Here is a 13,154-nt window from a genome sequence, read left to right on the forward strand (position 1 = left end):
GGCGTCCGCCTCACCCGCTGGGTGCTCTCCCCGGTGCCGACGTTCCTGCTGTGGCGCCGGATGAAGCTCTGGGAGCTCCGCTCCTACGAGCAGGTCATCAAGCTGGAGCAGGAACGCCTCGTCTACCAGGCGCGGCCGAAGCTCTCGCTTCAGCCGGGCCTGGGGCCGCAAGGCACCGGTGGAATCCCTGATACCGCAGCGACTGGCCCGGTACGGGGTACCGCTGGCCGAGACGCCCCCGGCCGGTCTCGAGCCGGCCCTCCTGCCGCCGGTGCCGCAGTCCGACCTGGCGGCGGCCGACGTGGGGTCCCGACGGGCCGGGGCCGCCGAGCTGTCCGCCGCGTCCGCAAAACCGTGCTCGGAGTGGCGGCAGATCCTGACCAAGACAGGGCCGGGCCGAAGGACGTGGAACAGCGAACCGCGCAGACTCCCGCCACCGAGCCCGTGAGGCTGTTCGATCCTGAGGACCGAACGAGGAACCACCGAGCCGTTCGCAGAGGGCTTCAGGAGTTCATCGCGCAGCTCCAGGCTGAATCGATCATCATACAGTGGCCATTCTGGCCCCATAACCAGTATGGCGTCTCCACCGGAGCCGGAGAGCCCCTTCCGAAGAACAAGTGCAACCCCTGCTCCAAGTCCTGCGACAGCCCTACGCGGTTCCGGACGTGGAAAAAACCACCAGCACCGAAAAAGAACAGCCGACCAACCGACCGGGTCCAAGACGATTACTACTCAGCGCTCGGCACAACTACCAGCAAGGGCACTAGACCTACCCGGACGCTGCCGCCGTCGCGGCATACGTGTATCTCCGTTGGTCGACCCGCGACCTCGCCGCCTCCAGTACGGCGTGCACGGCCGCGTCCTCCCCACCGGCGAGATGGCCTTACGGTGCCCCTGAGCAGACGCTGAATGGAGGCTTACGTGTGTGGCGAGCTGCATCGTTGAGCCGAGGGGCCGTGAACGCGCAGAAAAACTGGTGCCGCAGGAGGTCCGGTGTGCGCTCGCTGTTCGGCCCAAAGTTTGTACGCGCGCTGGCGTACGGTGGCCGGGCTGATGGGCTTGTTGCTGCGGCCGAGCGGTCCCTTGTCTGCGCACTAGGCGGTCAGCTGGTCGGCGCTGGGCTTGGTCCCCTTCTGGTCCTGGCGATCCATCCATGCAAGGAGTAACGGTCGGAGGTCGTGAGTTCCCCTTCCCTCGGTCGGCAGCTGTGACGGCTTGCCGAGGGAGGCGTTCCCCCCGGGAGCCGTGCTGTTGCCTCCGGGCCCGTGGTGAAGCGGTTACGGGTCGGCCACAACCGGTGACGGTGTCCCGCTCGCCGCCCTTGGCGAGCGGTGATGACCCCCTGGACCATGAAGTCATCGAAGCGGTGTCGCCCCGGGACACGACAGTTGCAGTCCCTGCCCTTCCCGACCGCGCGGCCTGCGCGCCACGGGCCGGGAGCACCGCTTCAACGGACGATGGGTCCACATGGCACTCGGGTCGCATGTGATTCGAGCAGGGTCCGAAGCGCATGCTTCGGACCCTGCCTTCAGTCCCTGGCAAACGCGCAGGTCACAAGCTTGCTAGAGGCCGATCAGGGACCGAAGGGACTCTACTTCCTAATTATGGGCTAGTCCTGTGTGTACGTACGCGCGGGCGCATCTGTCTAAGTACACATCTATAGTTGCGACATAATTAGGGATTTGAGTCCCTACAGTCCCTTGAGGAGGGGTGAGACCCTGCATGACCTGCACAAACGTCAAGGGACTGAAAGGAAGGGACTGAAGCGATCGATCCACGGTCAGACCCTCCGTCCCTGAGCCTTGCGGGTCTGGACGCGCAGCTGCCGCCTCCCGCCTGGAGGCAACGCCCCCGGCGTACTGGATGGCCAGAGTCCCTCCAGCCACTCACTTTTCGGGCATTCTTCTCATACATTGCCGTGGTCGTTCCCCTGACAGTGGACCAAGGGACTGTAGGGACCCGAAAGCCGATAGACCGCCACGCGAGCGGGCTGACCACTTCCGGCGCTTCTGGGTCTTAGACTCTTCCGAAACACAGTCCCTACAGTCCCTCTGGTCCCTGCTCCTCAGAGAACCCGCACCAGCTGGAACTGTCGGGGCTGAAGGAACCAGAACCTTTCAGAAGGACGTACGCGTGACCGGCCCCGGTGTGCACAGAGCGCCCGCAGCGCCCGCGCGGCCTGCCACACCCCACGCCGTCGCCCGTTGGTGCGCCGAACAGGGGTGGCCGGTTCATCCCCTCGCGGCAGGACGCAAAACCCCTGCCGCCAACTGCCCGGCTTGCAAGGATCAGCACCACCGGCCAGCGAGCTGCCCTTGCCTGCCTGCCGGCCGGCCGTGCCACGGGTTCCATAGCGCGACCACCGACCTCGAGCGTATAGACGCCTGGTGGTCCGCCAATCCCGCCTGGGGAGTCGGTGTCGCCTGCGGGGGAGCCGACCTGATCGTGATCGATGTCGACGCACATCCCACGCCGGTCCCTGACCGCAACCGGCTGCTTCCCGGCATCCCCATTCACGACTCCGTCGATCTTCAGGGACTGGCGTCCGGCTTCGACACCCTCGCCCTTCTCGCGGCTCTGCGGCGCCGGCCCAACCCGGTCGAGGATGGCAACACCCTGCGTGTGCGCACCCCCTCCGGCGGTCTGCACATCTGGTATCGCAATCCCCATCCGGTGACTCGCTTCCGCTGCTCGACCGGATCGAGTACCAAGGTGGCGCTGGCTTGGCAGGTCGACGTTCGGGCCGACGGCGGTTACATCGTCGCCCCCACCACCCGTACCGCTCAGGGGACCTATGTGGCCGAGGGGCCTTCCCGTCTGCCCGCACCCCTGCCTGAATGGCTCGGCGAGGAACTCGTGAGGACTGGCCATATGATCCAGCGCACCCCGGTCCGCAGGCCGTCCGCGGGCCCTCGCAGTCGCCGTCAGGATCCAGCGGTCGGCTGGCAGCGTGTCCTGGACCCCCTGCTCACGGACGTCGTCGAGTGTGCGGCGACACCCGAAGGCGCGGCTTTCACCGCAAAGCTCAACAAGGCCGCCTACACCGCCGGAGGGCTCGCGGCGGCCGGGCATCTCGACGAACCGACCGCCCGCGCTCTGCTGCTGGAAGCAGCGCAGGCTGCCCGTCCCTGGCAGAGCGCGCGTAACGAACGCATCATCGACGATGCCCTCGCCGCCGGATCCGCACGCCCGCTCCACCTCGAAGGACGCTCATGAGCAGCGCCGAACCACCGCGCTTCGACGCCACCGCCGCCGCTCAGCAGATGTTGGACCTCGAAGTCACGGCCTCTGTGCCGACAGCGCTCCCTGCCCAGGCCAGTACCTCCCCGATGGCACCGCCTTCCTGGGCACAGCCGCCCCCCCTGCCTGGCACGCTCTCGGATCGCGGCAACGCCAAGCTCTTCGTGAAGCTCTACCGCGACCAATTCCGCCACGTTGAAGGGCTGGGCTGGTTCTCGTGGGACGGCTACCGCTGGAAGCGCGCGGGCGGGGAGAAAGCCGCCCTGTGGGCTGCGGGCGAGATGGCTGAGGACATGCCCGATACCGACCCGCGGGGGGTGTTCAGCGACCGCGAGCTGCACGTGCACAAGAAGCGCACCCTGTCGACGACCGGCATGAAAGCCCTCCTGACCCAGGCCAAGGCGTCCCCGGATCTGTCCGTCGACCCCGACACCTTGGACGGCGACCCCTACGCCCTGTGCACCCCGGCTGGTGTCGTCGATCTGAACACCGGTCTGCTGCGTAAGCCCGACCCGACCCGGGACTTCCACTCGCGCGCCACCAGCGTCGCCCCGCAACAGATCGAGACCCCGCGCTGGCACCGCTTCCTGCGCGACACCTTCGGCGACGACGCCGAGGGCCAGGAAATGATCGACTTCCTGCACCTGCTGTTGGGCTACTCCATTACCGGCGATGTCGGCGCCCAGGTCCTGCCTTTCCTCCACGGTCACGGCAAGAACGGCAAGAGCGTCCTTCTCGACACCATGATCCAGATTCTGGGTGACTACGCGGACGCAGCACCGCCCGGCTTCCTCATGGACCGCGGCGCATTCTCCGAGCACTCCACCGAACTCACTGAGCTTCATGGCCGCCGTCTCATCGTCTGCAGCGAACTCAAGCCCAACGACAAGTTCGACGAAGCCCGCGTCAGGCTCCTGACCGGCGGAGACAAGATCAAAGCCCGTCGTATGCGACAGGACTACTTCTCCTTCAGTCCCACCCACCATCTGTGGCTGCTCGGCAACCACAGGCCGGAAGTGTCCACCGGGGGTTTCGCGTTCTGGCGCCGCATTCGCCTCCTGCCCTTCGAACGCACCGTTCCCGACCACCGCAAGATCGACAATCTGGCCTTCGAGCTCGTCCGTGACGAAGGTCCCGGCATCCTGCAGTGGCTCATCGAAGGTGCCCGTCGCTACCTCGCCACCCGCGACAACCTTGAAGGCCCCGACCGCGTCCGCATCGCCACTACCGCCTATGCCAACACCGAAGACCACATCGGCCGCTTCCTCACGGAATGCTGCACCCGCGACCTGGAGGGCCAGCCCGACCTGCGTGTCGAACAAGGTCTCCTCTACGCCACCTACGCCTCCTGGTGCAGTGCCGGGGAAGGCATCCGTCCCGCCGGCGCCCGTGCCTTCGCCACACGCGTCCGGCAGGAAGTCGGCCTGGCCTCGCCCGCCGACATGATCAAATCCAATGGTCGCAAGTACTATCCGGGTCTCGCCCTGCTGGACGCACCGTGATGAATCGATCTCGTCACCGCCGGATCCGGTCACGCGGCACCCAGGTGACCCTGCACACTCCCGCCCACCCGGCCTACCATGGTCCTGCGGGGTCGGCCCCGACACCGGGCAGCACACCAGACCACGAGGCTGACCGCCGTCCGTGGCACACACAGAAGGGGCAGCAGCCATGAGCTCGCTACTGACCGAGGGCGATCTCACCCACGAAGCTCATGTGGTGTGGCTGGAAAACCCCGAGAACCTCGACTACGTGCGCCAGGCCCTCGACAAGACTCCCCGCCGCCGCAACAAGCCCCGCTATGCCCGCGACGGCCGCATGGTGGGGTACGCCGAACTCGACGACCACGCCGAAGCCGATCCCGACAGTGGCCTCTACCGCCGCCGTGTCTTCTTCCTGCTCCCGCACGACCGTGATACCCAGCCCCAGGGCCTCTACCAGGAAGGTGCCCCCGGAGAGGCCGTCGATCCCCGCACCATCGACGTCAGGAAAGTGGGGGAGAAGACCCCCCGCTCACAGCGGGGACCTGCCGCCATAACCGGCACACGCTCCTGACCTTTCCGGGCCCAGCGCTCCCGAAGAAACCCCACCCCGGATGATCCTGGGTGGGGTTTCGTGTAGGGGAAGAGACTGGTAGGACCCGGGCGTTCGCCGACCTTTCCCAAGGCGGCGGCTGCTTCCGACCAGTGACCGAAGGGACTCGGGGCATGATCCCGGCGCCCTGGTGCCCGGGGGAGGGGCGGCACCCGGCCGCTGTCCCTCTCTTCAGTCCGGGTCCCCCGGGAGGGTCTGTGCGATCTGCGGGGCCACTTGCGGGGTGATGAACCGTTCAGGAGAAGTTGCGCAGCTGGTCCACCCGCTGTTTTTTCGGCGTTAGGCGGCAGCGAGCTGGGGGAGTTCCGGAACGCCTTGGGCGTCCTGGTAGGGCTGGAAGCTGGGGAGGAGGTCATTGATGAGGTGGATGCAGCGGCCGCGGCGGGTCCGGGTCGTTGGACGAGGAGCCGTTGGGATTGCGCCGTGTCATGCTCCGGCCGCGGGTGCACCGGTACTTCCGTGACCGGAAGAACTGTTCTCGCAGGACGTTCTTCGAGCAGGTGCCGGGTCTGCCCGAGCGGCACCGCCGCTTCAGCACCGGGCTGAGGCTGACTGCGGTCGATCGCTATCGAGTTTGGCGGCCGTCCGGTCACCCGGCTGTGCGGACGTCTCAGCCGGATGCCTTCCTTACAGCCCTGGTAGGTGGCGTCCAGCGCCGCCGCAGCCGGACCCTCCTCTCACGCGATGTCGAAGTGTGACCGCACCATGCCCAGCTTCCCCATCTGCTCGATGCGGTCCTCGTCCACGTCTCTGCGGGCGCAGAAGCGCCGGTTGTCGGCGATCCACTGTTCGAGGGGGAAAAGCCCGCGAGCGAGGCTGACCGCCCCTCGGCCTCGTTCTCCTAGGGCGTGTATCGGAAGTGGATCACGGGGCCTGGCACTACGAGATGGGTGATGTGGCTCGGTCGTGTGGTCGGGCACCTGCCGCGAGAAGCATGGCGATCGTTTCGGGGTAGGGCCCGGTCATCGCCCATTCCAGCGGTGAACGGCCCATGCCGTGGTCTTCGCGGAGATTGGGGTCGGCACCGTGGGCGAGGAGTGCACGCACCGTCTGGGTATGGCCCCAGCATGCGGCCGCGCACAGGGGCGTGCCTTCCGCACCTCGTCCGCTCTCGGTGTCGGGCAAGGCCCCGACCGCCAGCAGGCACAAGACGTTGTCGGCGGCTCCTTGGGCGGATGCCGCGTAGAGAGGCGTGGTGCCCTCGGTGTCGCTTACCTCCGGGCGGGCCCCGGCTCGCAGCAGCATGTTGATCTGGGTGCTGTCGCCGAAGGTCGCTGCCTCCACGAGACGCTTGGACAATTTCTTCTGCCGCCGTCTGTTCACGACCGCTCAGACTAACCAGTAGGTGAGCGAAACGTCTGGTCAAAGCCACTCGTTGATGGCCGCGACGAGCACGGTCGCCTCGTAGCGGACCGCGACTTTGTCGCACGCGTGGCCACGGCGCGGTGTCTTTTGAGGCGATTGATACCGCATTTGATCGCGTGCCGGAACTTGTAGTCCTCGGGATCGAATTTCGGCGGCCGCCCGCCGCGCGAGCCGCATTTCTTGCGGTTGCGCACCTGATCGGCCTTGTCCGGGATGGTGCAGCGGATGCCGCGCCGCCGCAGGTAGGCGCGGTTGGTGCGGGAGGCGTACGCCTTGTCGGCGCGCACCCGCCGCAGCCGGGTGCGCGGCCGGCCCGGCCCCGGTCGGGGCACTCGGACCCGGCCCAGGACGGCCTCAAACTGCGGGGGGTCCCCGCGCTGCCCGGCGGTCAGCACGATGGACATGGGCTTCTGTCCCTGCTCGACCGCCAGATGCAGCTTGGTGGTCAGGCCGCCGCGCGAGCGCCCCAGCCCGTGGTCGGCCGGCTCAGTGGCGACGCCGCCGGGCGGCTCCTTCTGCAGACCCCCCATTTTCCGCGCCCCGGCGGCGTGCTGGTGGACCCGGCACACGGTGGAGTCGACGTTGAGGTCCCAGGTGATCCGATCCTTGGCGTCGGCCCGCGCCCGGAGCTGGGTGAAGATCCGCTGCCAGATGCCGTTGCGCTGCCACCGGCGGAACAGGTCGTACGCCCGGCCCCACGGCCCGTACTACTCGGGCATGTCCCGCCACGGGATGCCGGTGCGGACCCGGAACCGTATGCCGTCGATCAGCTGCCGCCGGGGTCCATATCGGCGGCCGGCCGGGCTTCTTGCCCCTCGGCAACAGCGGCTCGAGCACCGCCCACTGCTCGTCCGTCAGGTCTCCACGCGCCATGAACCAAGATCATCCCATGCGCAAGATCCACTTTGGATACACGCCCTAGTCGTCGCGGCCGGGCACCCGGTACCTGAACGGGCACCTTCAGGTCGCGGTGCTCGCGTGCGTAGATGACGGCAGCCTCGTTGCCGCGCCGTCAGTGCTCGTGCTCGGGGTTGAAACCCGCAGGTTGATGAACGCCGCCAGGTGTGCCGGGTCACGCGCGTGGAGAACCTCAGCAGCGACCGCGCGGACGTCGACGCCCCTCCCTGACCCGGGCGTCGTGCGCCCTGAGCGCCTCCAGCAGCTTCGCCAATCCACCGAACGCTTGGGAGGTGAGCTTGTTGTCGGCTGTCTCGTCCGGCCCGAGCAGGACGCGCATCTTGAGGGAGGCGAGCTTGCCCTCGCCGGGCTGCATCCGCAGCGCACGGCCGACGGTCTGGACGCGGTCGGGCATGCAGCCGCCATGTCGGCCCAGTAGACGGAGTCGCAGTTCCTGGTGTCGACACCCTCGCCCAGCACCTTCACCGAGCCCAGAGAACCCTTTCCCACGACTGTGCGGTCCGTGGCGATCCCGGTCCGCGAACTCTCCTGGGCTCATCGCACAACCAGTCTGCCCAGACCGTCCTCGGGTACAACTCGGCGGCGGCGTGCAGGCGCGCGCCGGCGTAGGGAAGGCCGGCCGCAAACGCCTCGGCCTCCTTCATCACCTCTCCGCTCCGAGGCCGCTTTGCATCCTTCGCCGACGTCGCTCCGATCCCAGCTTCCTCCGGTCTCACCACAAGCACCGCTTGCACCGAGGTAGCGACCGCCAGCTGAAACGCTCCCTGACCGGGCCGCCCGCGCGACCGCGCGGATACCGCTGTGGCCAAAATCCGGCTTCGCTCACAGCATGGCCACATCCGCCTTGAACTGTGGCGGACACTCAGTCATGACAAGACGTCGGTTTTCAGATCCTCAGGTCGTCCAGTGTCAAGAGTCCACACCCGGGGGAGACCGGGTTGCTCCTCATTGACCGGCCCGGCGGCGGTGGCGGCCTCATGCCTCCCGGGACAGCTCCCTACCAGGGGTGAACCGACAGGGATTTTTCATCGTAGCCCCAGGTAGGAGACGTTGGTTACAGCGGTCCTGCTCTCCACATGGCATGTACGGAAGGAAAGAGGCTCGATGAAAAAGTTCTTGGGGCTGTTTGCGGCCGGATTGGTCGTCGCCGCGGGCACGACTGTCAGTACGGCCGCCCCGGCTTCGGCAGCTGCGACCGTCACCACCTTCAAGAATCAGTACTCGAATCTGTGCCTGGGGGACGACAACGGTGACGTGAAGCAGCTGTCGTGCAGCGACGCACGGGCGCTCTGGTTCACCTCCGAGCAGACCGTGAATCCCGTACGCATGAGCAACTTCTACACAGGGCGGTGCCTGTGGGGAGGGGACACTGTCAAGACCGTTCCGTGCAACCAAGCCGACCCAGCGCAACAGTGGAACTTCGACTGGCACTGCTACAGCCGGGGAGTCTTGAACATCCACCCCGTGCGTGACCTCCGGAAGCACTTGACCGGCTGGAGCACTAACAATGACGTCGGTCTGGCCAACTTTGTCGGCATGGGGAACGGCCACGAGAAGCAGGTCTGGAGCACGACGGGATTGTTCGGCTGCGGGGGCTGACCTCCCCGACCCCTCTGCCCTCGCCGAACAGACTGTGATCGAGCGGCACAACGCACCGGCCAGCAGGGCCGACGGCGGTGGAGGGCAGGCAAGTGGCGCCGCCCGGGAGAGTTCGCGCGACTGAAGCGCCCGGCGCTCGGACATCCTCGCCCAGCGCCAATGGCGGACGGGCCTCGGCCCGCGGAAGGGAAAGGCGGCGTCCCGCGTGGCGCCGTTCAAAACCCACGCCCAGGATGGCGGCCACCGGCAACCACACCCCTCTGCCGTCAGACGTCGTTTCATTCGCGCCGACTGCGGCCCCTGCCCCCCCGGCAACGACTCACACTGACCACGCCGCAACGGCGAGTTCCTCGGGGCCCGGCCACATGGCCGGGCCCCGAGGACACGCCCGGGTGAATCCGGCGAACCGGCCCACAGCCCGGTCACGGCCGCCAGGATGGGCCGGTGACCACCAGCGCCACAGACTTCTGGCACCACTATGGCCGCGCCCGCGCCACCAGCGACCGCGCGCTCCCCGGCACCTTCTGCTGGAACTGGGGCCAAGATGCAGGGCCTGGCCCAGAGGCCCTCGGGGAGCTGACCGGTCGCTGTGTGGGCGACCTCGGCGCCGGCACATCCCGGCATGCACCACACCTGGTGGTCCATCACCAGCCGAGCCCGGGTCATCGCCATCGACGCCTCGCTCGCCCAGCACGCCATGGCAACCGACCTCTACGCCCACCTCGCGCCACGTCTGCAAATCGTGCAGTCCGACGCCGTGCCCCACCTGCAGGCGATGACCGGCGTGCTGTACAGCGTCTTCGGCGCACTGGACTTCACCGACCCACGTGAGCTGCTGCCGGCGGCGGCAACCTCCCTCAAGCCCGACGGACGACTGGCGTTCGCCACCCTCGCCCATTACCTGAATGGGACGCCGCCCAGCCCGACGCCGTGGCTGCCGATATCCCGGCAAAGACGCCGGACGGCGAAACCACCACAAATGCACCGCTAGGTCCTCCAGGAGCGCGTGTGGACCAAGCTGCTCGACGAGGTCGGATCACCACCATTACAGTCGACGTGCTGCCCGCCACCGGCGGGCCGCGCACCGCCGGCACGCTGCTGGTGAGCGCACACCCCCCGTCCAGGAGCAGCGCCCCGCTCCGCCCAGCAACCGGGAGTTAGCAAGAAGAACGGCTACCGCTTCCAACAGCAGACTGAGGCGGTCGCCGCAGCTCAGGGCGCGTTCCTCGACACCTGCCAGGACGAACTGTCGTACGCCACGAAGCGGTGGCAGCCGCAGCGCCGGTGAACGAAGTGGTGCCTGATGCGGATGCCGGCCAGACGCTGGCAGTGCCTGGCAGGAGGTGTTGCTTTCCGGCGTCCTGGTGCAGGTGCCGGTCCCGCACAACGACAGCCTCCACGCCCTCCAGCCGGTTCTCTGACCGAGGCACCGTCCCGCAGCCGGGTGCCGGCCGCGCGGCGCGGTCGTCCGGCACAGCTCAGGGACGGCGCTCGACCGGGGACCCACTCGGTACGGCGCTCGGTGCGGTCGGTTCCCGGCCGGTCCGCTGCAGCTCGGTGCCGGGGGTGACCACCGCGGTGTTCGTGCGGTCGTCGAGGGCAGCCGTGTCCGGGACGGAAGACGCAGGAGTCGGGGTCGCCCGCGCGGACTTCGACGGGGAGGGAATGGCCGGCGCCGGCGGGGCCGGCATGCTGCTCGCGGGTGGCGGGGCCAGTGGGACCGGCTGGGTATCCCGCTCGCCCAGGGCCGTCAGACGCAGCGGCAGGACGACGAGCGCCGTGACGGCGCACGTCATCACCCCCGCGCCGACCGCTGTGCGCACCAGCCGGCGGCGGGCGGCGCCGCGGCGGATCGTCCGGTACCGGCCGGGCGGCGGGGGAAGGCGGTCGGAGGAGGGCCGCAGGATGACGGCCAGGGGATCGTCGTCCGGAGCGGAGCCGGGCCCGTCACCGGCGTGATCAGGGAGTGTGGTCAAGGCTTCTCCTCAGATGGGCACGGAGCGGTTCGCGGGCCGCGTGCAGGTCGGCCTTGACGGTTCCTTCCTTGCGCCCGGTGAGCGCGGACACTTCCCGGATCGGCATGTCAGCGTAGTAGTGCAGCAGGATCGGGACCCGCAGCCGGTCCGGCAGCGACTGTACGATCAGCCGGATCGACGGGTCGGCGGGCTCGGCCGACGGGCTCACCGCGGCCTCCGCGGTCACCCGGCGCACGGTCCGCCGTTCCCGTTCGAGCCTGCGCCAGTGGTCGCGGACCAGGTTGGCCGCGGTGACGTAGAGGAAGCCGTGCGGCTCGGCGACCGCGGTCCAGCGCGCCCAGAGCCGGGTGAACGCCTCCGAGGCGATCTCATGGGCGGTCTCGTCGTCGTCGACGAGCCGGCGGCACCAGCCGGCCAGACGCGGGTAGAGGGCGGCGAACAACTCGGCCGCCGCCCTCTCGCGTGCTCGCTTCACCGCTCTCCCGCGGGACTCGGCGCTGACGTGAGCGCGGCGAACACGATCACATTGTCGCGGTACTCGTCACCGCTCAAGGGCCCGCCGCAGGTGATGAGACGCAGCTCGGGCCTGTTCACGTTCCCGTACACGGCCTGCGTGGGGAACTCGGCCTTGTTCACCGTCCGCAGGGCCGTGACGGCGAACTCGGCCGTGGTGCCGTTCTCCAGGCGCACCACGATCCTGTCACCTCGGCGCAGCCGGTCCAGGCGGCGGAAGACGCCGTCGCCGTACCGGCCCACCGTGACATGACCGAGGATGACCGACGGCCCGGTCTGGCCGGGCGTCGGTGAGTACCGGTACCAGCCCGCCCGGTCGTCGGCCGTGACGGGAGGCACCTGCACGCTGCCGTCGGAGGCCAGTCCCATCCCTATCACCGGGGTGTCGACTCCGATGGCCGGGATTCGCAGCCGGACCGGCAGCGAACGTCCCAGGGGACGCACTGCCCGCCTCGGGGACCTTGATGCCGCGGTCGGGCTCGCAGTCCGGTCAGCCGGCTGGCTGGCGCAGCCCGCGAGTAGTGCCCCTCCGGCCGCGGTGAGAAGGGCGCGCCTGGAGGACGGGATCATGCGCCGGTCGTCCTCCGGCGATGCAGGAAGTAGACCCCGGCACCGCCCGCGGCGAGCACCGCCACGGAGCCGCCGATCATCCCGCCATAGCTCGTGGAGCCCGCGTTCTCACCGGTGTCCGCGCCACCCTTCGGCACGACGCTCACCTGGCCCGGTACCGGGCTGGCCGGAGAACGGTCCCGGCCCGGGGCGGAGGCGACCGGAGTGGGATTGCCCGCCCGGTCGGCGGTGGACGGAACGGGAGTCGGGGTCCCGTCCGCGGACGCGACACCGGCGCCCGCCATCAGAGCCGTACCCGTGATCGCCAGGGAGGCGAGGCCGGTTCGGAACGTGAATCGCATACGTTGCTCTCTTTCGTGGGTCCGCACGGGAGGCGTGACGGATCGAGCGAAGAGACGAGGCAACCGCAGAACCGGTTGTAAAGAGATGGCAAAGAGCGGACGGGGGTTGCTGAAGAAGCCGGCCGGAGAGGCGGTCGGGGGGCGCGGCCACGGCGTCGGCATCACTGCCCTTCGCAGCAGATGGGCGCAGATCTCCGGCGCCCGCTGAGAGGGGTTCGTCGGCACATTGCCCACGAGCTGTTCGAGGAGGCTCTGCAGGACTTCCTCCGACGGCGCCCACCCGGCGATGCCCTGAGTGTCACCGGCCGCCAGCTCGGCTGCCAGAGCGAGGGCCAAGAGGTGTCCGTCGGCGACGCCGACAGCGCCGGGCGCAGTTCAGTGCGTACACCGCGGGCGCCCAGAAGCGCGTCGGCGTCTATCTCGAAAGGGTCCGCCACCGCCACCGTGCGCAACAGGCCGTGCCAGGCGGGATCGGTACGCCACTGCACGGCAGGGGCATGCCGACTGGCGATGACGACCAGGGCGTCGCCGGGCAGAC

11 protein-coding genes and 2 pseudogenes are annotated in these 13,154 nt (G+C 68.5%); 6 read left to right on the forward strand and 7 right to left on the reverse strand.

From position 1 onward, the window contains the following. The 4 genes and pseudogenes from ABTZ58_RS35395 to ABTZ58_RS35410 form a co-directional block, all read left to right on the forward strand. Positions 1-332: pseudogene (locus ABTZ58_RS35395) on the forward strand (DUF2637 domain-containing protein); the annotation flags it as partial. 1,816 nt (positions 333-2,148) lie between these two features. Continuing rightward, a complete protein-coding gene (locus ABTZ58_RS35400) occupies positions 2,149-3,216 on the forward strand; it encodes a bifunctional DNA primase/polymerase (protein ID WP_502996185.1) in 1,068 nt (355 codons plus the stop codon). Beyond that, a complete protein-coding gene (locus tag ABTZ58_RS35405; protein WP_351366089.1) occupies positions 3,213-4,742 on the forward strand; it encodes a DNA primase family protein in 1,530 nt (509 codons plus the stop codon). The genes ABTZ58_RS35400 and ABTZ58_RS35405 overlap by 4 nt, the downstream gene beginning before the upstream one ends. A gap of 169 nt (positions 4,743-4,911) precedes the next feature. Next, positions 4,912-5,295 (forward strand): DUF6009 family protein, encoded by a 384-nt coding sequence (locus ABTZ58_RS35410; protein ID WP_351366092.1) that lies wholly within the window; start codon positions 4,912-4,914, stop codon positions 5,293-5,295. A 918-nt stretch (positions 5,296-6,213) separates the two neighbouring features. Here ABTZ58_RS35410 and ABTZ58_RS35415 read toward each other — a convergent pair. The 3 genes and pseudogenes from ABTZ58_RS35415 to ABTZ58_RS35425 all read right to left on the reverse strand — a co-directional run bounded on the left by ABTZ58_RS35415 (position 6,214) and on the right by ABTZ58_RS35425 (position 8,011). Then, the gene (locus ABTZ58_RS35415; protein ID WP_351366095.1) at positions 6,214-6,657 is read right to left on the reverse strand and encodes an ankyrin repeat domain-containing protein; all 444 of its coding nucleotides are present in this window, start codon (positions 6,655-6,657) and stop codon (positions 6,214-6,216) included. Between the two features lie 39 nt (positions 6,658-6,696). Then, positions 6,697-7,572, reverse strand: a pseudogene (locus ABTZ58_RS35420) (IS5 family transposase). 217 nt (positions 7,573-7,789) lie between these two features. Then, positions 7,790-8,011, reverse strand: a complete 222-nt coding sequence (locus tag ABTZ58_RS35425; protein ID WP_351366098.1) for a hypothetical protein — start codon at positions 8,009-8,011, stop codon at positions 7,790-7,792. A gap of 710 nt (positions 8,012-8,721) precedes the next feature. On the opposite strand from ABTZ58_RS35425, the gene ABTZ58_RS35430 reads away from it, so the two are divergent. Both ABTZ58_RS35430 and ABTZ58_RS35435 read left to right on the forward strand, forming a co-directional pair. Further along, a complete protein-coding gene (locus ABTZ58_RS35430; RefSeq protein WP_351366101.1) occupies positions 8,722-9,216 on the forward strand; it encodes a ricin-type beta-trefoil lectin domain protein in 495 nt (164 codons plus the stop codon). 622 nt (positions 9,217-9,838) lie between these two features. Beyond that, entirely contained in the window at positions 9,839-10,207 is a 369-nt protein-coding gene (locus ABTZ58_RS35435) for a class I SAM-dependent methyltransferase (RefSeq protein ID WP_351366104.1), read from the forward strand. A 487-nt stretch (positions 10,208-10,694) separates the two neighbouring features. On the opposite strand, the gene ABTZ58_RS35440 is transcribed toward ABTZ58_RS35435, so the two are convergent. Genes ABTZ58_RS35440 through ABTZ58_RS35455 form a run of 4 tightly spaced genes read right to left on the reverse strand, consistent with a single transcriptional unit; the run spans position 10,695 to position 12,616 of the window. Further along, a complete protein-coding gene (locus ABTZ58_RS35440; RefSeq protein WP_351366107.1) occupies positions 10,695-11,192 on the reverse strand; it encodes a hypothetical protein in 498 nt (165 codons plus the stop codon). Further along, complete coding sequence (locus ABTZ58_RS35445) at positions 11,176-11,667, reverse strand: RNA polymerase sigma factor (RefSeq protein WP_351366110.1); 492 nt, start codon at positions 11,665-11,667, stop codon at positions 11,176-11,178. The genes ABTZ58_RS35440 and ABTZ58_RS35445 overlap by 17 nt, the downstream gene beginning before the upstream one ends. Beyond that, positions 11,664-12,275, reverse strand: a complete 612-nt coding sequence (locus ABTZ58_RS35450) for a class F sortase (RefSeq protein WP_351366113.1) — start codon at positions 12,273-12,275, stop codon at positions 11,664-11,666. The genes ABTZ58_RS35445 and ABTZ58_RS35450 overlap by 4 nt, the downstream gene beginning before the upstream one ends. Next, positions 12,272-12,616, reverse strand: coding sequence for a sortase-dependent protein (locus ABTZ58_RS35455; RefSeq protein ID WP_351366116.1), 345 nt, complete (start codon positions 12,614-12,616; stop codon positions 12,272-12,274). Before ABTZ58_RS35455 ends, ABTZ58_RS35450 begins: the two co-directional genes overlap by 4 nt. Between the last annotated feature and the right edge of the window lie 538 nt (positions 12,617-13,154).

The sequence above is a fragment of the Streptomyces sp. NPDC094143 genome, from assembly GCF_040303825.1.
In the GTDB taxonomy this organism is placed as follows: domain Bacteria; phylum Actinomycetota; class Actinomycetes; order Streptomycetales; family Streptomycetaceae; genus Streptomyces.

What these genes read in the sequence shown, in the direction of transcription:
- ABTZ58_RS35455 (WP_351366116.1), bottom strand. Translation starts at nt 12,616, where the DNA reads ATGCGATTCACGTTCCGAACCGGCCTCGCCTCCCTGGCGATCACGGGT.
- ABTZ58_RS35405 (WP_351366089.1), top strand. Translation starts at nt 3,213, where the DNA reads ATGAGCAGCGCCGAACCACCGCGCTTCGACGCCACCGCCGCCGCTCAG.
- ABTZ58_RS35430 (WP_351366101.1), top strand. Translation starts at nt 8,722, where the DNA reads ATGAAAAAGTTCTTGGGGCTGTTTGCGGCCGGATTGGTCGTCGCCGCG.
- ABTZ58_RS35410 (WP_351366092.1), top strand. Translation starts at nt 4,912, where the DNA reads ATGAGCTCGCTACTGACCGAGGGCGATCTCACCCACGAAGCTCATGTG.
- ABTZ58_RS35450 (WP_351366113.1), bottom strand. Translation starts at nt 12,275, where the DNA reads ATGATCCCGTCCTCCAGGCGCGCCCTTCTCACCGCGGCCGGAGGGGCA.
- ABTZ58_RS35425 (WP_351366098.1), bottom strand. Translation starts at nt 8,011, where the DNA reads ATGCCCGACCGCGTCCAGACCGTCGGCCGTGCGCTGCGGATGCAGCCC.
- ABTZ58_RS35435 (WP_351366104.1), top strand. Translation starts at nt 9,839, where the DNA reads ATGCACCACACCTGGTGGTCCATCACCAGCCGAGCCCGGGTCATCGCC.